We start from the raw sequence: 22,900 nt of genomic DNA, 5'->3' as shown, positions 1-22,900 counted from the left end.
GCGCAGCCCTGTTCCACCCGAACGGTTCCCTGACCACCACCGGCAAGCTCTACGCGTCTCTGTGAGGCGCTGTGCGCCTCCTGCAGTGGGCGGTCACCCAGGTGTCCGGCCACTGCCCGTTAAATGAGGAAAGGATCCCGCCGGAGCATTTGCTCCGGCGGGATCCTTTTCTCCTGCAACAGCTGTATCAGCCTCTAGGCCAACATACCGTTAGTTGGCGGCGGCGAGCTCCAACAGTTCGCTCTTGTGGCCGAGCGAGACGATGTCCCAGCCGGCAGCGTTCCACTTCTCGTGGTCCAGGACGTTGCGTCCGTCGAACATGCGCTTGTGCGACACCGCTGCCGCAAGCTCCGCAGGATCGACGTTCACGAATTCGTTCCATTCCGTCAGTACCATGACCAGGTCGGCATCCACCACGGCCGTGGCCAGGGTGTCGACGTAGTTCAGGCGCGGATACCGCTTGGCTGCGTTGGCGTTGGCCGCGGGGTCGTAGACGCTGACGTCCGCTCCGCTGTTGAAGAGCCTTGCCGCCACGTCCAGCGCCGGTGAGTCACGTACGTCGTCGCTGTTGGGCTTGAAAGCGACGCCGAGGACGGCAACACGCTTGCCCTCCAGCGTGCCAAGCAGGGTCTCGGCGACGTGGACTGCACGGTCACGGCGGCGGAGGTTGACTTCGTCAACTTCGTTCAGGAACCGCATGGTGCTGTCCAGGCCCAACTCGGAGACGCGCGCCTGGAGCGCACGGATGTCCTTGGGCAGGCAGCCGCCGCCAAAGCCGATGCCGGCGTTGAGGAAGCGGCGGCCGATCCGGGCGTCGAGGCCAATGGCATCAGCCAAGGTTCGAATATTGCCGCCAACGGTCTCGGTGACCTCGGAGAACGCGTTGATGAAGGAGATCTTGGTCGCGAGGAAGGCGTTTGCCGCCACCTTGACCAGTTCCGCCGTCTCAAAGTCCGTTGAGATGAACGGGGTGTCGCGGCTGATGGCGTCGGCGTAGACCTCGCGCAGTGTAGCTTCGGCAGCCTCGGAGTCGCTTCCGATTACCAGGCGGTCCGGCCGCAGCGTGTCCTCCACGGCGAAGCCCTCGCGCAGGAACTCGGGGTTCCAGGCGAAGTTGACCGTTACGCCGTCGCGCGATTCTTCGGCGACGACGTCCTTCAGGCGACGTGCGGAACCGACCGGAACGGTGGACTTTCCGACGATCAGGGAGTCCCTCGTGGCGGCGCGGGCAATAGCCGTCACGGATGCGTCCACGTAGGTCATGTCGGCAGCATGCTCACCGGCACGCTGCGGGGTGCCGACGGCGATGAAGTGGACGTCGCCGAAGGCACCGGCCTCTTCGAAAGATGTGGTGAAGCGCAGGCGGCCGGATTCTGTGTGCTTGCGCAGCAGTTCGGGCAAGCCAGGCTCGTGGATGGGCAATTCGCCTCGGCTGAGGCTGTCAATCTTCTCTTTGTCGACGTCGACACCCAGAACTTCGAATCCGAGTTCTGCCATGCATGCCGCATGGGTCGCGCCGAGGTATCCCGTACCGATCACGGTTAGTCGTAGTGTCACTAGTCCCCCAGTAGCCGCCGTTGATTTCATTGCCTTGGCGCAGATAGTGCAACCAAACGGGTCCACTATATATCGTTCGGTTCAGATAGCTGACCTCGAGTCACCGGAGTGACGTCAGGGAACGACATCCAGCCAGGGGCCAACCGGCCAATCGAGGTCAAGCATCGTGGCGTTGGTGACGAATCGGCTGTTCGGACATGACTACCATGTATCCATGCTGCAAATGATTCCCGTGTTGCCGGCCGACAGCATCGACGCTGGTGCCACGAACGTACCCGTCACCGAAGCCGCCGCTAACCAGCCTTTTGCGCCAACTTCCGTCCTCGGGGCTAGTAGGTACTCCGCCGTGTTGCCGGGCGGCTTGCCCTTGGATGCACTCCTCGTCAACAAGGACTCCGATCTGCTGGTTGTGAGTCTCCACGGCGCCACCGACCGCAGCAAGTACCAACTGCCGCGATTCGAATGGCTCCGGAGCTTGCTGACCACCGAATTCAGCAGCCTGTACTTCTCAGATCCCACACTTCATCATCGTGAAGATTTGGAGTTGGCGTGGTACACGGGATCCGCAAACCTCGACTTGTACCCACTTCTGGCAGATTGGGCATGTTCGGCTGCAGACGCGGTCGGCGCGAAAGGCATCATCTTCCTGGGGTCTTCGGGCGGCGGGCTGGCGGCGCTGCAGGTGGCGACTTACGTCCCCGGCAGCATGGCTTTGCCCTTCAGCTGCCAGACGAGCATCGCGAACTACCTCATTAACGGAACCCTCATGGGAGCGCAGCGCAGGTATGTCGAAACCGTCATGCCCCACTTGGCTCCGAATGGACCATGGTCGCTCACTCCAGATGAAGACTGGTCGGTGCCCCTCGGCTCACGGTCCTCAGCTCTAGTGCGGTACAGCCAGCATCAGCCGAACCTTGTCTATTACGTTCAAAACAACAACGACTACGCGCATGTGGAACAGCACTACCGACCGTTCAGGGAGGTTATCGAAGCGGGTCCTAACAATGAGAATGTGCGCTTCCTCATCTACGAGGGGCCGGCAGCCCATAATCCCCCGGCGCCCAACGTATTTCACGAACAGCTGGATAATGCTGCGCGATGGCTTCGGAAGACCCTGTAATCAGCATGCCGCAACTGGTTTCGCTGCCGATCCACCGCAATGATAGGAGTAGGCCAAGTGGCTGAAGACAAATATTTGGTCATAGCCAATGCTTATCCCGATGATTCAAATATCTACAACTACGGATTTTTGCACCGGCGCGTAAAAAAGTATCTCGAGGGCGGTCTCATTGTCGACGTATTTCGGATTGACGCTAATGAAGCCGAACTCAGAACCTATGTTTTCGATGGCGTTACGGTCACAACGGGAAATAGGGACGTTTATACACAGTATATTTCAAACTCTAGTCACTCGAGTTTTCTAGTCCATTTTCCGCTGGACTACATTTTGGCCCCGCTAAACCTTCACAGGCCGTCGACACCGATTATCGCCTGGCTGCATGGCTACGAGACCCTGAGCTGGCATCGGCGATGGTACGACGGTATTGACGCCGCCGGATTCATGGACAGAGTCAAAAGACTTCGGGCCCATGGCGAGAACCACAAGGTCCCTTTTCTGCGTCAGCTCTATCAGGCCACGGATCAAGATATTAGGTTTGTCACAGTCTCCAATTGGTTCCTAAAGCACAGCATAGAGCCAGATGCGGGAGCCCTCGTTTCAAATATAAGCGTCATTCCGAATGTGGTTGACACGGAGCTATTCCCGTATGTTCCGAAGGACCCGGAACTGCGCCATAAGGTCCTCGTCATTAAACCTTTCACTGGGTACAAATATGCCAATGATCTGGTTGTGAAGGCCATTCTTTCTTTTCGCAAGTCACCTTCCTTTGAAAAAGTCCAGTTCAGCATCTATGGTGACGGCCCCTATTTCGACGAGACTCTCGAGCCGCTTCGAGGCCTGCCAAACGTCCACGTCACGAAATCATTCCTACGCCAAGAAGAAATTGCACGACTTCATGCTGAGCACGGTATTTTCCTGAGCCCCACGCGCTGGGATTCCCAAGGGGTCTCCATTGGCGAAGCCATGAGTTCCGGGCTCGTTCCAGTCTCAACGGCGATTTCAGCAATCCCTGAATTTGTATCCCACGGGAAGAGCGGCCTGCTAGCGGGGCCCGAGGACCCCGACGGCCTGGCCTCCTGTTTGGACGTTCTGATCGATTCACCTGAGACTTTTGCCAGCCTCTCGCGGCAGGCAGCCGTTCACGCTCAGGAATTGTGCGGGCCAGAGGCAACCACCAACCGAGAAATCGAACTGATCCAAAATCCGATACTCGGAAGGAACAAGAAATCAGGAGAAGTTTCCTGGGATCTCGCATACTCCGACCTCGAGAATGAATTCTTCTCCGTACTGAATCATTTTTCGGACAGACTAGACGTAGTACCGGAACCGGATTCCGCCCGGCCATCGGAGTAGCCGAATCCGGTCCTGGGCTGAACCAGCGCTTTGGCATCGTGCACAAAAGTGCGGACTTTCCGCTTATTTCTTTATCTCGTAGCGCAGAAAGACCACGCCGTTGTAGAAGGGGTGGCCTCGACCAGTAACAGGTCCATCATCATCGGGCCGGTCGAGGATATCCGTGGATGATCTCGCGGTCTACCGGCTGCGAATCCTCGTCACCGCCGGCGGACGGAAGCCTTTGCGACTTATCTCCACGGCCATTTCGTGATGGGGAGCCCATTCACTCAACCTCCGCCAATGCATCACTGGACAGGAATCTGTACTGCTTTAGGAGGCGAATTCTGTCAGCGCATCGACCATCAGCGCTGCCGCGTTCTGTTGGCTCCGGTCTGCAAATATCCGGGAACGACCTTCAACCTGCGCAGCCGCATATGCCTCAGGAGCGAGTACCCGTCCCAAGTCAGATTCCAGATCGGCAATTTCGCGTCCGACTATCGGGTAGTCGGCAAAGTTGGACCACACGCCCACGTCAAGGTTGGGCCCAACCTGGAGTCCGGCGATACCCCGTGCCCCAGCGGCCAAACACGGGGTGCCCACTGCCAGGCTCTGCATAGCCCCTCTTCCGGCCGAAACAGTGAAGACTGCCCTATTCATTAGGCGTGGGACAGTATTGGCGGGAACCCAGCCGCACATTTCAATTGAGACATTGGAGTAGTCCTCAATGAAGTTTGCTAGTTCACGTTCAACCCGATTTCGTTCAGGACCGTCCCCAAGGACCTGGATGTCCCAATGGATACTACGAGCTTGATTGACAAGTCCACTAATCAGGAGTTTCAGAGCCCTAACCTGACTGCGTTTATCCTTGTCAATTCTCGACGCCATAACAATCGATCCTCGTCCGTCCGCGATCTTTTCGCTGAGACCTAAAAGAGGATATTCGAATCGATCCATGTCGACGCCGTTGGGAGTGACCCGGACCCGCTCCGGCTCAATTCTGCATAGGTCCACGAGCAGGTCGCCGATCTGTTCCGTGGTCACCAGGAACCCGTCAACCAAGTGCTGCCATGTGTAGACGAAGTCATGGTGAAAGCCGTGGAACATCGCGACGACCTTGGTCTTCATTACCTCGTTGACGTAGAGGGCAAACTTCCGCGACTCGAACGGCTGCGCGAATACCAAGTCATATCGAGACCCGTTGCGGACTTCCGAGGCCACCTCGGTCCAGTCCGCCCAGTCAACGCGGATCACTCGGGCGCCGATTTCCTCGCCCTTCTCGGCCACGAGGCCGTCTTTCACAACCAGCGTTACGTCGTGGCCACGGTCAAGAAGCGTTGTTGCGGCACCTATGACGTATTCGTGGAGCCCACCCCACTCGGCAACGGTATAGGCCGGTATCAGAATCCTCACTTGGTTCCCCCTCCGCTCAACGGGTCACTGGCTGRGCTCGGAGCGGTCAAAATCGAGCCCCAAGCCGACCGAACCGAGGAGGTCAACGAGAGCTCCCAACTGGTCAGCAGGGATCTCGCTGCTCGGCTGACAAACGATCGTGGAAATTTGCAGATCAGCGGCGAACAGGACCGCGACGGCAAGGAACGGATACAGTTGCTCAGTTCCGGAACGGCGTTCCGCATGGAGCCAGGCATTGCTGGACAGCGTCAGTCGGTCGAAAGAAAAGAGCCTGCCGGTCATCAAGTCAGAACGGACTATGTTCAGGCCGATTCGCCTGGTCGCATCCAGCGAGTTGATCCGCTCCGACCCAATAGCACGGTCCGTTTCAAGGGCGAGTTCCAGCCCTCCGCGCCAAGTAAGGGTTCCGGCACCAGAAGAAACATTGGTCGGAACTATCTGCCCGTTGCGGGAAAACCGACTGATGGCTGCCGCTACATCTGACGACATAGCGAACGGTGCGTGAAACCGACCCCCCATGTGCGAGCCGAAGACCAATGTGGCGGCAACCGCTGCCCTGTCGGCCCAGTTCGTAGCCGGCGAGGCGTCCATCCAGAATTCCGAGACAACTGGAAAAGCGTCTAGAAACTCGAGGTCATGTGCCACGAGCCCGGCGCGCCCAGACTTGTCGTTGATCCAAGAAACCTTCATTATCGACTCACCAATTCCTGAATGCGCAATTCCGTAACTTCCGTATCCAGCCCATCGGCGCAACGTCGGTACAGCGCCAGATCGGCGTCGTCCCGGCCTTCCACCGCACGCGCGAAGGCCTCAAGTGCCTTTGGCTCGTCGTCAAAGACATATACCGTGAACGAAAAACGATGATCCTGTGTGACGGATAGCGTGATCTGCCTCTTGAGGTCAGCCGATTCCTCAATGAGGGTCGGCGGTTCGGCAGTACCGGAATTCGTCCACACGATGGCTGCAGGAACGCGGCCTGGCTTGGCCAGGCTTCCGGTCAAACCCTGGAGCCGTCCACGAACGGCACGGTCCAGGATTTCCGTAGGAGCCTCCCACGGTAGCTCCATTGAGGGATTAAGCTCTCCCTCCAAACGGCCGTCAACGCCCAACAACCGCATGGTTGCGAGATCCTCCAGTGTCACGTTGAGGAAGTCGGCATATTCGCCGACGACCTTTCCCGTTTCATCTTCCTCGCACAGGATGTAGCTGGTGCTTTTGAGTTTCTGCAGGCGGCTGGCCTTATTAGCAACGTTGCCCTGAACATGCAGTGACCGTACAGCGAGGTGGTCAGGCAGGTATTTCCCGAAACTCTCTTCGAGCTTGCCCTTCTCCGCAATCTTGGGCCAGAAGATTAATTTGCTCTCTTCCTTCAGGGCCGCGATGTCGTCTTCCGAGCCGGCGAACTGAAGCATGAATTTGGAAAGTTCGGCCGCGTACTTCTGCCGGGTACCATCAGAGTTGCTGACCTGGGTGGGGTGCATGCGACGCAGGAAGAGCACCTTTCCGGTGTGGACCCATGACACGCCAGACCTCATCATGCGCAACGCCAAATTGTGATCAACGGCGCTGGAGATTGTCTCGTTGTAGCGGAACTGCTGGATGAGGCGGGTGTCCACGAGCCAGGTGGCGTGCCCAGGTGTCTGGCCTGTGGTCAACGACACAGGCATGCAGAACTGTTCCCGGATGGTATGGAGGACCATCTCGCCGGTGACGTCGTCGAAATTGACCCAGGAACCGTAGCTGGCTTGCACGCCGGCCTTGATGCCGGCGAGGCTCACTTCGAGCCGCCAGGGCAGCATGATGTCGTCGTCGTCGTGGACGGCAGTGAACGTGCCACGGGAGATGTCCGCGATTGCGTTCCTGGCCGCAGCGATCCCGCGGTTCTCCTGATAGACGTATTTGACCCGCTCGTCGTCGAACGACTCGACGACGAGCCGAGTGTCGTCAGTCGACCCGTCGTCCACGATTATGATTTCGAAGTCTTCTACCGTCTGCGCAAGTACAGAGTTAATGCTGTCACGCAGGTAGTCCGCACGGTTATACGTCGCAATGGAGACTGTAACCAGCGGCGGTGCGTCAGTTGGGCGGTTCGTCCATTTGGTGACATTACGGATGTAGGACTCGTCCTGCTCAAGACGGCTGAGCCGCTCGGCAATGTCAGCGGCCGAGTCCGCACGGGCCGCAATAGTGTCAGAGTCATCGACGGGCGGCACGATGAAGCAGCGGATGGGTTCGGCGGAGCGCTGATCAAAGACCACGCCCATGCGCTTCATTCGCAGTTTCAGGTCGCAGAAGGCGCGTGCTGTCTTCTTCTGTTTCTCATCGAACCCACGTAGCCGCAGCAGTGAGACTCGATCAACGAGTAAAGGACTTCCTGGCGCCCAGACCGATCGACTAGCGGGGACGCGGGCCGCATCTGTCCAGTCCAGAGATTCCGCCAGGGCTGCGGCGGCGAGATGAGCCGGCAGGTCCCGCCCGGGGATGAGGGCGATGCTGGCCGATCCAGACTGAACAGACTCGATAGCGTCTTTCAAACCAGTTGGACTAAACATCATGCAGTCATCCAAGGCCAGGATGACCTCACCCGTAGAGCTGCAGAGACCAGCGTTCAGCCGGGCGCCAGCGCTGTCCCCGGGATCACATCCGATGATCTGCAGCCCGGTCGCCGTCCTCGACCGTAATTCCGACTCGATATCGTCGGCACGCTCGCCGTCGACCAGCAGGATAATTTCGTGGTCCATCCCGACCAGTGCAGCTTCGATTGTCTTCGTGGACAGCCAAATCCGTTCAACGCCCGAGGTGGGGGCATTGACTATGACCGATACAGTCGCCGGCGTGCTCAATTGAAACTCCCTAGGGGACTCGTGCGAACTATGCTGTGAACCGGGCCGGGGTCGGTAGTCACGCTCGGCAGGTCCAGTTGGGAATACCAAAGCCTGCCAATGACTGTCGGGATTTGCTCGGGGGGCAACTCTGTGTGCCAAGCTCGAACGCCGATTCGCAGGGAATCGAAAGGGGTGTCGCAGGCGAGAAGGCGTGGGATTCTTACCACTGATCCGGCCTTCATTGCTGGGACATAGGCGAAAGTCCGCTGAAGCGCCTTTGAGTAATTCCAGTTCATGTCGCGTGGATCCAGTGGTTCGGAACCGGTCGAGACATCCTCCAACGTGAGCATGAACTGCTTATCGGCATCCACGTCAGCCAAGGCATAAATTCCAATTGATAGGGAATTCCTCGGAACGAGAAGCTTTATCTCGAAGCTGTGCAGGCATTCATTATCGCCAGTCAATCTGTAGTCCCTCGTCATAGTAGATTCCGCTGCATCCCGCGCTCGGCCAAATGCAAGTCCGCATGTTAACCGGGATGTCCCCCACACGTGTCGTCGTCAACGACCCTAGCACGATGGCGCTGACAGACTTTTAGACACTGTTAGACGTGCAAGCCACGTCTGGCAGCGCCATCGCCAAACCCTGGATCCCCGGCGAGATCACCGAGAAAAGTTCACTTACTGTCCATCTTTGATTCACCGAGCTCTTCACCGAAGAACTCCTGGTGTGCCTCTTGGATATTCCGCAGGAAACGGTGTCGCGCGGGCGGCTCGTGGCCTTTGGACATCTCCTCCAGCACGAAACGAAGCCGTCCCGTCGGATCCATCCCCGCCGTTGCAGGATCCGTTGAGCGCACTTCGGCGAAGGGTGCGTAGTGTTCCTCCATATGACCAAGGTCATTCGAATTTTGGACGTAACGCACGTAGTTAGGGATCTCAGGCTCTGCGTAGAGGCGGCGAAGGTTGACCCTCTCCGGAAATTCTGCTTCCACAGCATCAATTGTGTCGTAGCCCGGGAACGCGGCCTGCACCAGGACTTTGCCAACCCAAGGAATGTAGTCCCCCACGCGGGTCTGCGGCGAGAAACTAACAGCCAGCGATCCTGGGATGCGATGCGAAATGGTCATCGCCGCATATCCCCCGCCGCTGGACCCCGTGAGGACAATGCGCTCGTAGCCGCCATCGGCAGCCACCTGCTTGACCAAAGCAGCGATCTCGTCGGCGAGATCCTGCTCCGCCGTGCCGATGTACCAGCCGAGGGGAATCTTCTCTCCCAGTTCAAGGGTGGTGTCAGCAATCAAAAGAACGCCTGCATCCAGGTTGCCGAGCGTCCGGCGCCATTCAAAGCGCGGCAGCGTGAACTTGGACCGCACCAGCGAGCCATGGAAGCTCACAATCAACGTCTTGGACTCCCTGGGAACGTACAAGGCGACGGTATCGAGCGGTCCACCTGAAGGGGACGGCACCACGTACTCGTACGGCTCCGCCGCCTTGTGGTCGATCTCGCTGGCCGAGGCGATGCGGCGGATCTCTACATCATTCCGCTCGTCCCAGGCCGTACTGGTGGTGGTTGTTTCTTGCGAATTCACGGAGTCTCTCCTGGTTCAAAGGCGCCCACGTTGGAGCCTGTCAGTGCAAGCGGAGCTTCCTCCGCCGGGGTATTGGGAATCGTTAGGGTTTCCGGCTGCGCTACATGGTCACCGACGGACTTTTGTCCATGCCCGGACTCGGCGATAACCCGGAAGGTCCGTTCGTTGAGCGGATACCACCTCACGGGGCCGCCAAACACGGACAACAGGTTGCGTTCTACCGTCCCGACCTCGTATTTGTGTTCATCCGTCTCCCAGTTGTATGGCGGCTCATCCGTCCAAACGGACACAGAGTCTGCCGTGTGCCCGCTGCGCAGCTCGCGGCTGTACTGGAACGCCGTGGGGTCGTAGACATTGACGTCCCCGGACCGCACGCGGTCCGTAATCTCGACCCGAACGAGACGCCCGTCTTGGAAGGCCTCCATGAGTTCGTCAGAGTACGACGTATCGATGGAACTCGTGTGCAGAAGGCTCGGATAGTGCATGAGCCCAACCCGCTGTCCCTTCGCGGCCGCAGTTTCCAGATGCTCAAGCATCAGCACGGCTGCCAAAGAGTCAGCGCCGAAATCGCCGACAAGTAGGATATCAAGTTCCACGTCCTGCTGATTAGCGCCGGACGGCAGGAACCGGGCCGGTGCCGGGAACGCCCGTTCGGCAAGCGGGAAGTCCAAGTAGCCCGAGTGCTCGCCAGCCTGGATCTTCTTATGCCAGTGCTCGTACGAGTCGCGGTAGGACACACGGTCCGGCGACCTGTAACCGAGACGGAAATCCTCCATGGAAAGGTTCGAGGATCCAACGAGGGACAGGGTCAATGGAGCCTCGCAGACTTCGAAGGGCTCGTTGTCATTGACCAGGGCCATGTAGCGGAGGATGAACTCCGTGTCCGCGGCCTTACGGACGGAATCCCAGTGGCCCAAGTGCTTCCGGATGGTGGCAGTGTGGAACATGGTGGATACATGGGCCGGAGTGATGAAGGCTCCGCGCCATCCGCGGTAATGGAAGAAGAGGTCCTCGTCCGCGCGCGTCCAGGGTGCGGAAACAAGCCTTCCATCGCTCTGCTGCTGGGCCCCCCGGACGAGTCGCTCGATCTTTTGCGGGTGCTGCCAGTCATCGCCGTCGAAAATCGTGATGAACTCGCCCTGAGCCATGGTGTAACCGATGTTGCGGGACGTGTAGGCACCGGCGTTGGGCTCGTTGAGCACCACCTTGACGCGGCTGTCCACAGCCAGCCACTTGTTGAGCCGTTCAGCGGCATCCCCGCCGGAGCCGTCGTCAACGATGATGATTTCGATGTTCCGGTAGCTCTGGTTCAGGGCCGACTGGACAGCGAGATCCGTGTAATCGTCCGGCTTGTAAACGGGCATGACGATGCTGACGAGGGGTCCGTCCGTCACGGGAGTCGGCGTCTCTGCTTTCAGGCGGAGAAATGCGGGGGCAGACCCTTCAGCCAGCGAAAGCTGGGACAGCCCTGCCCGCATATAGATGTCGTTGATCTCGGCGAGCCACTGGTCTGCGTCGACTGAATTGTCTTTGAACGGGTTGGCAGCGTTGGCACGGTACAGGTGAAGGTCGTTGGCATTCTCTTCGTCGGCTTTGTAGAGACCTTGAAGCCTGATGACTTCCCCGCCCTGCCCGGTCCGGGCCAGCGCGTCCAGGAAGAACTCCCCGCGCCGTTTCGTGCCGAAGGGCTTTGCTCCGAGGCGCTGGTAGGCGTACTTGTACAGCGTGGCAGCGTTCAGGATGTCGTCCTGGAGAATGTTCTGCCGGAAGCACAGATCGCCCAGAAGCAGGAGTGCGGAACGCGGGGCTTTGTCGAAGACGGGCTCAACGCTGCGGCGGCTCTTCCCTCCGATCCGGTACATTTCCAGGGCAGCAGACATGTCCCGCCAGCCCCACCGGCCCATGGTCGCCGCGCTCACCAGCACGTCGCGGCCATCAACGGAATGCAGCTTGGTTAGCCGCTGGGCAAGCCGTGCCTCCGGGATCCGGGAGCGGGCACCCCACTCGACGAGCGCCCCGGGGCGCGGGGCCGGAGGAGCTGCGGCCAGCGTGGCTTGGGCGGCGATGGCGCGTTTGGTCGCTCGCCGGGACGCCTTGAGAAGCCGGTCGACGTAAAGCCCACCGACGGCCAGCGCGGCGGCGAAGACCACCACCACCAGCCCCAGGAACCACGGGTTGCGCGCGTAGGCAGCCACCACCACCAGGGCGAAGAGGACAGCGAAGCAAGCGGCGGCCGCCTTCTTCTTCGGGGACAGGCGCGCAATTCTGCGGAGAGATTGTTGAAATTTCATTCGCTGAGCATCCTAAACGAGCGGTTTGATGGTGTGAGCGGAGTGGGAAGAAACCGGCGCCCTGGCGAAGTGGCTTCGCACGGCGTCAAGCCGTTTTCCGGCCGGGGGGCCCGGAACGGCGCCGATCTGCGGTGGCGGGACAAAACCGTCCCATTGTTCGGCCACGCTCTGCAGGAAGATGCTGTCGTCCGGGTTCCAGGTGTGGCCGCCGTGTGAATCAGCGCCGGAGTGACGTTGCATCATGTAGTTCTGGCCATGGGAGCGGTAGATGAGCCCCTCGGCTGCCTGGACGGCCTGCAGGAGGCAGCGGTCGACGGCGCGGTGGACGGGCCGCCATCCACCCAGCTGCCGAAGCTCGTCCCTGCCGATCATCATGGTGCCGCCGGCAACGTGGTCCGAGTACTGCTCGCCGAGTGGCGGCCGGYGGGTGGTGATGTCCAGGCTCTCCAGGTACACGAATTCAACTTGTGCCCCTACCAGGGTGGCACCGCTGAACTCCTTGGCGTGGACGAGGTCCCGCAGGTGGTGCGGGCCGTACCAGTCATCGTCGTCCATCTTGCAGACCAGATCGCCGCTGGCGGCGCGGACACCGGCGTTGAGCACGTCGCCAAATATCATGTCGGCGGGAACGGAGCGCAGCTGCAGCTCGCCGGGATAGGCCTCGACGGCGTGCCGGACCTCGGGCAGATCGGCGTCGAAGCCGTGCAGCACCACTACCACTTCCAGGGCGTCCCAGCTCTGGCGTGCCAGCTGTCCCAGCGCGGATGCCAGCTTCTCGGGCCGGCGGGTAGCCAGAACCACGCTCACGGAAGGCACGGGAAGCAGGGGCTTGCCGAGCTGGCCCAGTAGGGTATCCCAGACGGCCTTGGGGCTGTAGAGGTCCAGTGCCGTGCGGCGGAGCTCGATCGACTTCGATTCCCGCAGCACCGGCGGGTCGCCGGCGTCGAACGCCTGGATGCAGTCCACCAGCCGGTCGCCGAGCAGGGCACGCATGGGGGCAGCCAAACCTCGCGCCAGCAGCGGCACGCCGGCGACGGCGAGCTGGCTGAGGCGCCGTGCCAGCTGCCAGTCCAAGCCGGCAAAGCGGGTGCCGTCAACCTCAAGGTAGCCGTGCGGGCGCAGGGCTGCGAGACCGGCTTCGCTCAGCTCTCCCCCACACCCGAGCTCGCCCGGCTCGAGCGCCCTCGCCGGCTTCTCCGGGTACGGCAGGAAGCCCATGGGTGAGACGACGGCGGTATCCACCGGGGGCAGTAACGTCCCCGTCGGTGTCCAGACCGCCGGGGTAACGCGTCCGGGGTTGTCTGCTGCCTGCTCGCTGAGCTGCTGCTTGAGCTCGCCGCGCCCGATCAGCACGTCGACGGAGTAGATGTCATCCGGCTCGGGCTGCAGGAGCTGCTCCGTCATGAAGCTGCCCAGGGCGTCCCCGGCGAGCCAGGCGCTGGCCGCGGGCTCGGTGATGCCAACCCGCAGTCCGCCAAGCACCGGCCGCGGCGCAACAGGCGCGCAGGTGCCCAATGCGGCGAGAGCCGCAGCATGTACGTTCACCCACTTGCCGCCTTCAACCACCACGGCAAAACCAAGCCCGGGCACGGTGAGCGCCGTTGCGCCGGCCTTGATCTGGAGGCTGCGCGGGGTCCAGACCGGGAAATCGGCGGCCGGGAAGAGCCCTCGGATGACCATCACAAAGCGCTGCGCCCGTCCTTCGCTGCGGAACAGGGGAAGAATTGACCTGGCCTCGGCCAGCGACTCCGCTTGCACAACGTAGTTGGCCCACCAGAGTTGGTCCGCAGGGACGGCGTGCTCCCAGTCGGCCCCGGTCCGGGGATCACGGCGTTCCCAGTCCGTGCGGGCGTAATCCAGTCCAAGGTCCAGGGCCAGCTGAGCCATGGAATGGTCCGTGGAGCTAACCAGGACGCTGTTGATCTGCATGCTCCTAGCTCCCSGCCCGGCCGGTGCGGGCCTTGAGCCGGCCCAGGATGTAAGCCGGGCCCTTGCGGGCAATCGCCCGGGCACGCGAGATGCCCCGGTTCTGGGCAAGACCCTGTTCAAGGCGGCGGCGTTCGATCTCGGACTTCTTCAGCCGTGCCTCAAGCTGCCGGATCTGCTGCTCATAGTCCAGGCGTGTGGCGCTGTCCGCGAGGTCCCGGACCACGATATTCAGGTCTAGGGTTGCCGCTGCACCCTTGCGCAGATGGAGCTTGGGCTTGGGGCGGCGAAAGTCGTGCAGGCCCAGAGCACTGCCGGAGACCCACCGTTCGCCGCCGGCGCTGCGCGCAGACTTCTCGGGGTCTCCGGTTTCGGCCAGCTCCCGAAGCGTGGCCGTCTGCCACAGTTCGATCGCGCCGGGCTGGCCGTCCACCAGGGCCCTGAGGACCAGTGCCTGCGTCTGGCGCAGGCTGTCGATCATCGCCTCCAGCGAGTGCAGGCCCAAGGCCGTTCCGGCACTGAGCACCAGGGTGTAGGCGGCATCAGCAATCTGTTGTTCGTCGGTCGGGACGAACGAAAAACGGCCGTCAGTGGCCAGCCACTCCTCCAACTTGGACCGGCGGCCGTCCTCTACAAGAATTTCGACGGCGAAGTCCTGGCATGCGGAGCCCAAAAGCGAGGCGACGGTCCCGGCAATCTCCAGATCCGCAGCCTTCGCGGCCCCGATCAGGATCCGGACAAGAGGGGTTTTCCGCCGCGGCGTGTGCAAGGCCTTGAGTGCAAAGCCGGCATCTCGCAGCTCTTCTTCAATGGACGCTGACACTGTTTGGCTTCCCCTATCCAATTACGCTGGCCCCCACGGGGATGTGCGCCCGGGTGGAATCGGCAGGCTCCTGCTGGTTCCACAGGCCCTTGGTGTCAATGACCAGTTTGCCTTCCAGGGTCTCCGGATCAAGGGTCAGAAATTCATCATGGTCCACCAGGAGCATGACGAGGTCCGCCGCGGCTACCGCTTCTTCCATATCGTGGAGCCGGGTGAGGCCGGATGCCGCCAGCGCACCGGGGAGTTCCTCGACGTTCGGGTCGACCACAAGGATGGTKCTGTCCGGCAGCTGCCGGACCAGTTCGTGGACGATCGTCACCGATGGTGACTCCCGGACGTCGTCGATGTTGGCTTTGAAGGCCAGGCCCAGGACAGCCACGGTGGCGCCAGGCTGCCCGGCAAGTGTCTGAATTGCCTGACGAACCACGTGGTGCGGCTTGGAGTCATTGACTTCACGCGCGGTCCGGATCAGGCCGGAGTGCTCAGGGACGGCGTCCACAATGAACCAGGGATCCACAGCGATGCAGTGGCCACCGACGCCGGGGCCAGGGCGAAGGACGTTCACGCGGGGGTGGTGGTTCGCCAGCTCGATCAGCCGCCAGACGTCGATGCCCAGGGTGTCGCAAATCAGCGAGAGCTCGTTGGCGAAGGCGATGTTGACGTCGCGGAAGGTGTTTTCCACGAGCTTAGTCATCTCAGCGGTGGTGGCATCCGTGAGCAGGATCTCGCCCTGGCAGATCACCTCGTACAGCCGCTTGGCCAGCTGGGCGCCCTCCTCGGTGAGGCCTCCGATCACACGGTCGTTGGTGACCATTTCGACCATGATCCGGCCCGGCAGGACGCGCTCCGGGGAGTGCACAATATGGACATGGTTCCGCCCGGGGGCAGCGTCTAGCGACAGGTCCGGCCGGAGTTCCATAAGGTAGGCACCCAGGCGTTCAGTGGTGCCCGGAGGCGACGTCGATTCCAAGACCACGAGTTCGCCGCCGCGAAGTTTTGGCGCGAGTGCTTCGAGGGCGCTGCGGAGGTAGGAGAGGTCTGCGCCGTTGCCCTCCGCGAGTGGGGTGGGCACGGCAATGATGAACGCGTCGGCCGAAGGCACTGTGGTCATGGCGACGAGGTTCCCAAGACTCACCGCCCCTGAGACCACCACACCCATGTCGGGTTCCACGAAGGGAACCTCTCCCCGGTTGACGGCGTCGACCGTCGACTGCTTCACATCGACGCCGGCCACGAGCTTGCCCTTGGCGGCAAAGCTGGCCGCGGTGGGCAGGCCGATATAGCCAAGTCCGATGACGGCAACATCAAAAATCGTCTCGTCCATGTCTCCCTAAACTAAAATGTGGTCTTCGGGTGAGCCGAAGAACTGGATCTTTGAAGTAGCCAGAAGCTCTTCATTGGTGATGGGCCAGGTGTGCGAGGACACATTGGCGCCGCGCATCTGGCAGTAGTTAAAACGGTCCGCCGAGTAGATCCGGGCGCCAGCGTCAATGACGTCGCTGAGGAAGCGCGAGTCCTCCCCGCGTTGCAGCTGCTGGAAGGGAAAGCGCCTGAAGGTGTCAACGGAGGCAAAAATCGTGGGTCCGGAGACTGCTTCCACATAGCGGTGTTCCAATTGCGGGTTGCGAAGGATCGTAGCACCAGCCCCGGCAAGGTGCATGTAATGCGCCCTCTTGCCCACTACCTCGGCCTCGGAATACATCATGGCGTGGACCTGGTCGCCCAGGTACAGCGGGCTGTAGATGTCGTCGTCGTCCCATTTGGTGGCGAACCCGCCGTCGGCCTGCGCCACGAGGGCGTTGAGGCACTCCCCCAGCAGGGTCTCCTGTGGCTCCTGCAGAACGACGACGTCGGCAATCCCTGCTTCCAGGCACTTTCGACGGAACGCGGTTTTGTCGATCTCAAAACCGTGGGCCAGGTACACCAACTGGACGTCCACGCCCTGCTGGGCAGCCACGCCGGCAATGACATGTTCCAGTTGTTGCGGACGGAAACTTGAAACGAGGACCGACACCTGAGCCGTGGGCGCCGGGGCGGCCAACGCAGGCCGTGCCGCCGCCGCGATGGATTGTGCCCGGTGGCTGAAAGTGTGCTCGGACCAGATCCTGCGCTGGGCCTTGTGGACGAGTCGCTGGGCGTAGTCCGGGTTGGCGGTCAGCGCCCTAAGCAGGTGGGCGGCATCGTCACGGTTGTCTGCCGTGGGAATTTCGTTGCCGGGGAAGAATTCCGTGATGGCCTCACTGGGTGTGGAGACAACGCAGGTGCCAGCAGCGGTAATCTCGAAAATCCGCCGGGCGCACATCGAGGGCGAGTCCGTGACGGAGTTGACGTTGAGGAAGACTTTGTAGGCCTTGTACGCGGTGAGCATCTGCTTGTAGGACAGGGACCCCACGACGTGCTTCTTCAGGATTCCGGGGAACTGATACTGCGGCTGCCTGCCCAGTTGCCGCGAAAAGATCTCAAAGCCGGGGCGTTTGCCTGCAGTCGCGTCCACGGCAGCGCCCAGGAGGTACTCCATCTGCCGCCGGCGGTCCTCGTACTTATGCGCGAAGTACATTCCCGCGAAGGCGATCTCGCGGGCGTGCCAGCCGTGCCGTGGCCGGGCCGGGTTGTGGATGCGGGGCTGTGCGGCAAAAGGCAGCACGGAAATCCGGCCGTGGCCCAGGTCCTCCCGGTAGCGGGGAAGCATGTTGGCGTCGGTGGTGAAGACGTGGTCGAACAGTTTCGCGGCCGGCAGGAAGTCTTCATAATGCGGCGGGTCTTCCTTATTCCAGAAAATCGCCGGGAGGCCGGCGGCCCGGCATCCCTCAACGAGTTCACGGAACACCGCCGAAGGGCCGGCCGGGCCGGTGATCTTGCCCCGCCAGAGACCGGTGTTGCCCGCCCAGGCGGATTCAACGACGACGAAGTCCAAGGCTTCATCGCGCAGCTGCTGTTCCCAGCTGTCAGGCCTGAGCGCGACCACCGACCACTCGGCGGAGAATGCGGCCGCGGAAAAATCATCCATGATGATGCCCACACGCAGCTGCGGATTACGCGGCTCAGCGATGCCAACGGCCGCTTCCCGGAAGATCAGGTGCCGGCCGCGGCCCAAGCCGCGCCAGGCGCCTTCCGCGCCGCGGACTCCGGCCAGGCTTGCCTCATCGCGCTCGGCCGTGCTGCGGTGCAGGTAGCTCTTGACCTGTCCCATGCCGCCTTGACGGGCGTGCCACAACGCGCGGCGCCAATACGCCGTCTTGTCTCGAAAACCCATGCTTTACCTGGACCGCTTCCAGCCATTGGGGAGCAGCGTGGTCCGCATTTCGGGCAGGCTTGCCATCAGCTCGGCCCGGATCTGACGGCCGTAATCGGCGTTGCCCTCGTTCATGCGCCAAATGAAGTTCCGGTATTCTTTCGCAACCTCGTCAGGGGTCCCGTCCATGATGAAGTCACCCTTGTCGATCCAGATGGCGCGGTTGCACATGCCCGTAATGGTACCGAGGCTGTGGCTGACCACGAACACGGTTCCGGCCTGCTCGGTCACGCGCTCCATCCGCGCCTTCGAGCGGTCTTTGAACTGGGCATCGCCGGTGTTGAGCGCTTCGTCGATGAGGAGGATCTCGGGGTCCACGGCCGCGGCGATGGCAAAGCGGAGGCGCGCGCCCATACCCGAGGAATAGGAGTTCATCGGGTGGTAGACCTCGTGCTCCAGGCCGGACATCTCCACAATGTCATCGAATTTGGCATCGATTTCAGCGTGGCTCATGCCCATGGCCAGGCAACCAAGCCGAATATTCTGGGCACCCGAAATGGAGCTGATCAGCGCTGCGTTGACGCCGAGCAGGATGGGGGTGCTCGAGGCGTAGACACTGCCAGTGTCGGGGATGATCAGCCCGGCAAGGACCTTCATGAGGGTGCTCTTGCCCGAGCCGTTGCGGCCGATGATGCCGATCGAGTCGCCTTGGTTGGCCACGAAGGAGATCTTGCTCAACGCCTTGGTGCGTACCACGGTWTCGCCACGGCGTGGCGTGCGGAGTTTCTTCATGAAGGAGGTCCGGGCATTGGTCCGCCCGGGTGTCTGGTTCTTCGTCCGGTAGACCACCGAAATGTCGTCCACCACCACTGTTGGCTCTGCGATGTGGCCGCTTGTCATGTCAGACACGTCCATAGCTTTCCTCTCCGCGCCAGAAGACAAACAGCCCCGCGCCCACCGATCCCAGCGCCCACAAGAGCAAAACGGCCCACGACCGCCAGGACGGCGTGGTGTCGTAAAGCACGGAGTCGCGAATGACCTTGATGACCTGGAACACCGGGTTGAAATCCATAATTGTCTTCATGACTGGGTACTTGCCAAAGCGGTCCTCGGCAAAGAAGACGGCGGAGGCGTACATCAAGAAACGGATGACGAAAGAGAGCAGGTGGCTAAGGTCCGGGACTTTGAGGATCACCGGTGCCAGCAGCATGCCGATCCCCAGGTTGAACAGGAATTGGAGCAGAATCGCGGGAATGATCAGCAGCCACCGCCACGTGATCTCCTCGGCCGGTGGCGTGAGGATGACGAAGAGCAGCATGACAATTGTCACGGGAATGTTGGAGATGAGTTCCCGCACGTTCAAGGCGATCGGCAGGGACGCCCGGGGGAACTGGAAGGCCCGGATCATGGACGTGTTACTGGTGAGCGACTTGGACCCGCCCAGGATTGAGCGCGTGGACATCTGGAAGGTAAAAACACCGATGATCAGGTAGCCGATGAAGTTCTCAATGCCTTTGCTGGTGCTCAGGAACACACCAAAGATCAGGTAGTAGCTGAGCCCGCTCAGTACAGGTGTCAAGACCAGCCAGGCAGTTCCCAAATTTGTTTTGTCGTGGCTGCTCTGAACCCGTGCCCGGGCGTCGAAGAAAATGAAGCTCCGCCGGTCCCACAGTTGGACCAGATAGTCGAGAAAGTCTGGCCGCTGCCCAACCTTGCTCAGCCGGACAAGGTTGACGGGCACTGAGACGGTGGGCGCTTTGGTCTCTTCCGCCTGGGTCTGTTCCTTGATGCTCATCTATTAGTTACTCCCAGCATTTCCAACTCTCGTGCCAGGGCAACCGCGTTGGCGGCCCATGTTCTCTCTTGCAACACGCGTTCCCTGCCGGCAGCTCCAAACTCTGCTGCGAGCGGCACGTTGGAGAGCATATTCCGGACCGCCGTGGCGAACGATTCAGGGTCTCCGGCGGCCGCCAAGAGGCCGGTCACGCCGTCGTCGACGATTTCTGCCAGTGCCGGCAAGTCGCTGGCCACTACCGGCCTGGCGCACGCCATGGCTTCCACGGGCTTGAGCGGTGTCACAGAACGGGTCACCTCCAGGTCCTTGCGCGGCACAACGAATACATCCAGCGCTTGATGGTACAAGGCCGTCTGGCTCCGGGGTACACGGCCCGTGAAGATGATGCGGCCGTCGTAGCCGCTCCGCTGCGCCTGAATCTGCAGCGATGGCATGGAAGAACCGTCTCCGACGATCAGGAGACGGAGCTGAGGCATGTCCGCCGCGAGCAATTCAAACGCGGCCAGGAGGTGCTCGATCCCTTCATAGGGTACCAAGCTGCTCACGGTGCCGATAAATTGGCCGTTTTCCGGGAGACCGAGTTCACGCCGGGCAGAGGCTTTGTCCAGGGGCTCGGCGAGGAAGTCACCGCCAACAGCGTTGGGGGCAATGAGGACCTTATTGACCGGGATTCCGGCCGCGACGATGTTGGCTTTCATGGCCTTGCCGAGGGTCAGCACCAGGTCAGCGTCCTGCATGACTTCGGCTTCGCGGTTCTGAAACAGCCGATACTTCTCACTGGTCCGGGCCTCAGGTCCGCGGGTGGATGCCCACGTGTCGGCCAGTTGGCCGCGGACCTCGTAGATCCAGGGAATCCCCAGGGCCTGGGCCACGGCGCGCACCACCAGCCCGTTGACGTAGTGCGTAGTGGTGTGCAGGACGCTCGGTTTGAACTCCAGAGCCACGGCGAGCAGTTCCTCCGCCTGCTGCTGCAGCCGGGCGTCAATGGTTTGGGCCATCTTTGCAGGCAGGATCCGCCGGTACCGGATCCCATCCACGGTGTCGGTGGTCTTGGCAAGGAGTTTCCCGACCTGCACGGGATAGCCCATCCTGGTGACCGCCAGAACATCCCAGCCGGCCGCCCGCTGAGCCAGCAGGGTGGAGTGGGACCGCTGGGCGTAGCCGCTCGCGGTGTGTGGCAAGGAGTTAGTCAGGAGGTGAAGGATCCGGCCGGGAACAGGCTCATAGGGACGGGGCGCGAGCGACGGCGATGCGTCGGTCAGAATTGCCGCCTCGGCCGCCAGCCGGGCCCGCTGCCGCTGTCCCGCGGGTCCTGAGCCGTCGAGCGCCTCGACGGCGTCGCTGACGTCGCCGTCGTACCAAAGCCGCCGTGCCCGGGCCTGCTTCGCGTGCCGGGCCGTACCCGCCTTGGCGAGGAAGGCATCCGAGACCGCTGGGAGGTTTGCCGCGATGGCGATGTCGGCAAGGCGCCGCGCTTTGTCCCCGTCGACGGATCCGTCGGCAGCGACGCGGAGGCGACGTTCGACGTCGGCGTCGTCACCGGCGGCGAGTGCCGCGAACAACACCGCCGCGGACGTGGAGTTCTTCGGAGCCAGCTGGCACAGGCGCTTGGCGAGCGGAAGCACCGCCGAGGGCAGCCTGCGCGAAAGCTGCAGGAACAGGATGACGGGATCGTCCGTCAGGTGCTGGCGCACGACGCTTTGGGCCAGCCGGACGTTTTTGATCACTTGCATCATCGGTTAGTGCGGGTTTCCGCGAGCAGTTCGGTGATGATTTCCATGTAGCGGCCAGCGAGTTGCTCGTACTCAGCATTCGCCTTGACCCATTGGCGGCTGTCACCGTTGCGGACCAGGCGCCCGCGGTCGGCAGCCAGTTCGCGCCACAGTGCGGCGAGTTCCTCCGGGTCACTCACCACGATGTCTCCGGCCGCAGCGTCAGTGACGATGCGCGCGGCTTCCCCCTTCACCACAGCGGTGATGTGCCGGCCGATCGCCAGAACCTCGTAGGTCTTGGACGGCACGGTGGTCTCGAAGGATTTCCAGTCGTCCCGCAAGGAGACGATGCACGTGTCCGCCGAGGAGTAGCGTTCCAGCATGGCGTCGCCGGTGAGAGGTGCGTGGAAGGTGACAGGGGCGTTCAGCTCGCGTGCCAGCTTTTCCAGTGCGGGGCGCTGGGTGCCGTGGCCGACCATGTGGAGGTGCATGGAGTCCCCGACCAGGGCGCTGGCGCGGATGGCAACATCAAGCCGCTGGCTCTCACCGTGGTTTCCCAGATACAGCGCCTCGAAGACATCCCGTTCCGGTTCCGGGGGGCCCACTACCGGAATGGCGTCCAGGTGGACGCCGTTGCTGACGGTGGCCACGTTGCGGACTCCGCGTGATCGCAGCGTGGCTGCGAATCCCTCCGTCACCGTGACTACAAGGTCCGCCCGGTGCTGGACGAAGTCCACCACATGCTCCACGACGCTTTTGACGCTGCCCTGGACCAGGCGGGCATCGCGGGCCAGGTCCGGCCAAGCATCCCGCATCTCAACGATCAGCGGGACGTGGCGCAATCTGGCGACAGCATAGCCGGCAGCAAGCGAAGGAAGGCCGGGGGCGGTGACGATGACGACGTCGGGCTTGCGGACCATCATTCCGGCGGGGATCGACAACACGGCCGAAAAACACTGGTCCAACAGCCGTGCGGCACGGGAGTTGCCGTGGCGCAGGTAAGGGACGTGGAGAATCTTCTCGGTGAACTGGCCGTTGCGCAGGCGGAATGGCCTCCCTGCCATCCAGCGCGGGAGCGCTCGTCGGCCGAAAGGGTAGTGCGCCACCGGAGTCACGACGTCGACGCCCCAGCCGGAGTGGGCGAACTCCTTAATCATGGCGGTCCAGCGCCGCTGCGGCGGACTCTGTTCAGGCCAGTAAGAGTGCGTGATGAGAGTGATCTGCAGGTTCTCTCTCACGGACTTCGGCGCAGTTGACTCCACGAGGGCTTCATCCTGCATGGA

At 61.7% G+C, this 22,900-nt stretch carries 16 protein-coding genes; 2 read left to right on the top strand and 14 right to left on the bottom strand.

All coding sequences use genetic code 11. The annotated features are described in order from the left end of the window. Positions 1 to 210: 210 nt before the first annotated feature. Positions 211 to 1,587 (bottom strand): UDP-glucose dehydrogenase family protein, encoded by a 1,377-nt coding sequence (locus AC1DEY_RS20245; protein ID WP_476869534.1) that lies wholly within the window; start codon positions 1,585 to 1,587, stop codon positions 211 to 213. 184 nt (positions 1,588 to 1,771) lie between these two features. Between AC1DEY_RS20245 and AC1DEY_RS20240 the strand changes: the two genes are divergently transcribed. Both AC1DEY_RS20240 and AC1DEY_RS20235 read left to right on the top strand, forming a co-directional pair. Beyond that, the gene (locus AC1DEY_RS20240) at positions 1,772 to 2,677 is read left to right on the top strand and encodes a hypothetical protein (RefSeq protein ID WP_476869533.1); all 906 of its coding nucleotides are present in this window, start codon (positions 1,772 to 1,774) and stop codon (positions 2,675 to 2,677) included. 57 nt (positions 2,678 to 2,734) lie between these two features. Continuing rightward, positions 2,735 to 4,030, top strand: coding sequence for a glycosyltransferase family 4 protein (locus tag AC1DEY_RS20235; RefSeq protein WP_476869532.1), 1,296 nt, complete (start codon positions 2,735 to 2,737; stop codon positions 4,028 to 4,030). 312 nt (positions 4,031 to 4,342) lie between these two features. On the opposite strand, the gene AC1DEY_RS20230 is transcribed toward AC1DEY_RS20235, so the two are convergent. The 13 genes from AC1DEY_RS20230 to AC1DEY_RS20170 form a co-directional block, all read right to left on the bottom strand. Further along, entirely contained in the window at positions 4,343 to 5,422 is a 1,080-nt protein-coding gene (locus tag AC1DEY_RS20230; protein ID WP_476869531.1) for a glycosyltransferase family 4 protein, read from the bottom strand. Positions 5,423 to 5,446: 24 nt separating this feature from the next. Further along, on the bottom strand, positions 5,447 to 6,112 hold the full coding sequence (locus tag AC1DEY_RS20225) for a hypothetical protein (protein WP_476869530.1): 666 nt from the start codon (positions 6,110 to 6,112) through the stop codon (positions 5,447 to 5,449). Next, positions 6,112 to 8,265 (bottom strand): glycosyltransferase family 2 protein, encoded by a 2,154-nt coding sequence (locus AC1DEY_RS20220; RefSeq protein ID WP_476869529.1) that lies wholly within the window; start codon positions 8,263 to 8,265, stop codon positions 6,112 to 6,114. The genes AC1DEY_RS20225 and AC1DEY_RS20220 overlap by 1 nt, the downstream gene beginning before the upstream one ends. A gap of 658 nt (positions 8,266 to 8,923) precedes the next feature. Continuing rightward, the gene (locus tag AC1DEY_RS20215; protein WP_476869528.1) at positions 8,924 to 9,838 is read right to left on the bottom strand and encodes a hypothetical protein; all 915 of its coding nucleotides are present in this window, start codon (positions 9,836 to 9,838) and stop codon (positions 8,924 to 8,926) included. Further along, positions 9,835 to 12,129, bottom strand: coding sequence for a glycosyltransferase family 2 protein (locus tag AC1DEY_RS20210; RefSeq protein WP_476869527.1), 2,295 nt, complete (start codon positions 12,127 to 12,129; stop codon positions 9,835 to 9,837). Before AC1DEY_RS20210 ends, AC1DEY_RS20215 begins: the two co-directional genes overlap by 4 nt. Before the next feature lie 12 nt (positions 12,130 to 12,141). After that, positions 12,142 to 14,058 carry a glycosyltransferase family 2 protein gene (locus AC1DEY_RS20205; protein ID WP_476869526.1) on the bottom strand — a complete coding sequence of 639 codons (1,917 nt, stop codon included), beginning with the start codon at positions 14,056 to 14,058 and terminating at the stop codon, positions 12,142 to 12,144. A 4-nt stretch (positions 14,059 to 14,062) separates the two neighbouring features. After that, positions 14,063 to 14,878, bottom strand: a complete 816-nt coding sequence (locus AC1DEY_RS20200; RefSeq protein ID WP_476869525.1) for a hypothetical protein — start codon at positions 14,876 to 14,878, stop codon at positions 14,063 to 14,065. A gap of 13 nt (positions 14,879 to 14,891) precedes the next feature. Next, the gene (wecC, locus tag AC1DEY_RS20195) at positions 14,892 to 16,202 is read right to left on the bottom strand and encodes a UDP-N-acetyl-D-mannosamine dehydrogenase (protein WP_476869524.1); all 1,311 of its coding nucleotides are present in this window, start codon (positions 16,200 to 16,202) and stop codon (positions 14,892 to 14,894) included. A 6-nt stretch (positions 16,203 to 16,208) separates the two neighbouring features. After that, positions 16,209 to 18,068, bottom strand: a complete 1,860-nt coding sequence (locus tag AC1DEY_RS20190; protein WP_476869523.1) for a CgeB family protein — start codon at positions 18,066 to 18,068, stop codon at positions 16,209 to 16,211. Positions 18,069 to 18,134: 66 nt separating this feature from the next. Next, the gene (locus AC1DEY_RS20185) at positions 18,135 to 19,025 is read right to left on the bottom strand and encodes an ABC transporter ATP-binding protein (protein ID WP_476869522.1); all 891 of its coding nucleotides are present in this window, start codon (positions 19,023 to 19,025) and stop codon (positions 18,135 to 18,137) included. Beyond that, the gene (locus tag AC1DEY_RS20180) at positions 19,012 to 19,905 is read right to left on the bottom strand and encodes an ABC transporter permease (RefSeq protein WP_476869521.1); all 894 of its coding nucleotides are present in this window, start codon (positions 19,903 to 19,905) and stop codon (positions 19,012 to 19,014) included. The genes AC1DEY_RS20185 and AC1DEY_RS20180 overlap by 14 nt, the downstream gene beginning before the upstream one ends. Continuing rightward, positions 19,902 to 21,638, bottom strand: a complete 1,737-nt coding sequence (locus tag AC1DEY_RS20175) for a glycosyltransferase family 4 protein (protein ID WP_476869520.1) — start codon at positions 21,636 to 21,638, stop codon at positions 19,902 to 19,904. Before AC1DEY_RS20175 ends, AC1DEY_RS20180 begins: the two co-directional genes overlap by 4 nt. After that, positions 21,638 to 22,897, bottom strand: a complete 1,260-nt coding sequence (locus AC1DEY_RS20170) for a glycosyltransferase family 4 protein (RefSeq protein ID WP_476869519.1) — start codon at positions 22,895 to 22,897, stop codon at positions 21,638 to 21,640. The genes AC1DEY_RS20175 and AC1DEY_RS20170 overlap by 1 nt, the downstream gene beginning before the upstream one ends. Positions 22,898 to 22,900: the final 3 nt, after the last annotated feature.

The organism is Arthrobacter sp. 05T47, from assembly GCF_056395825.1.
This window is presented reverse-complemented; position numbering and strand designations above follow the sequence as displayed.

Excerpts from the sequence above, each read along its gene's own strand:
- AC1DEY_RS20190 (WP_476869523.1), bottom strand. The coding sequence starts at position 18,068 with ATGGGACAGGTCAAGAGCTACCTGCACCGCAGCACGGCCGAGCGCGAT.
- AC1DEY_RS20180 (WP_476869521.1), bottom strand. The coding sequence starts at position 19,905 with ATGAGCATCAAGGAACAGACCCAGGCGGAAGAGACCAAAGCGCCCACC.
- AC1DEY_RS20240 (WP_476869533.1), top strand. The coding sequence starts at position 1,772 with ATGCTGCAAATGATTCCCGTGTTGCCGGCCGACAGCATCGACGCTGGT.
- AC1DEY_RS20170 (WP_476869519.1), bottom strand. The coding sequence starts at position 22,897 with ATGCAGGATGAAGCCCTCGTGGAGTCAACTGCGCCGAAGTCCGTGAGA.
- AC1DEY_RS20175 (WP_476869520.1), bottom strand. The coding sequence starts at position 21,638 with ATGCAAGTGATCAAAAACGTCCGGCTGGCCCAAAGCGTCGTGCGCCAG.
- AC1DEY_RS20245 (WP_476869534.1), bottom strand. The coding sequence starts at position 1,587 with ATGAAATCAACGGCGGCTACTGGGGGACTAGTGACACTACGACTAACC.
- AC1DEY_RS20210 (WP_476869527.1), bottom strand. The coding sequence starts at position 12,129 with ATGAAATTTCAACAATCTCTCCGCAGAATTGCGCGCCTGTCCCCGAAG.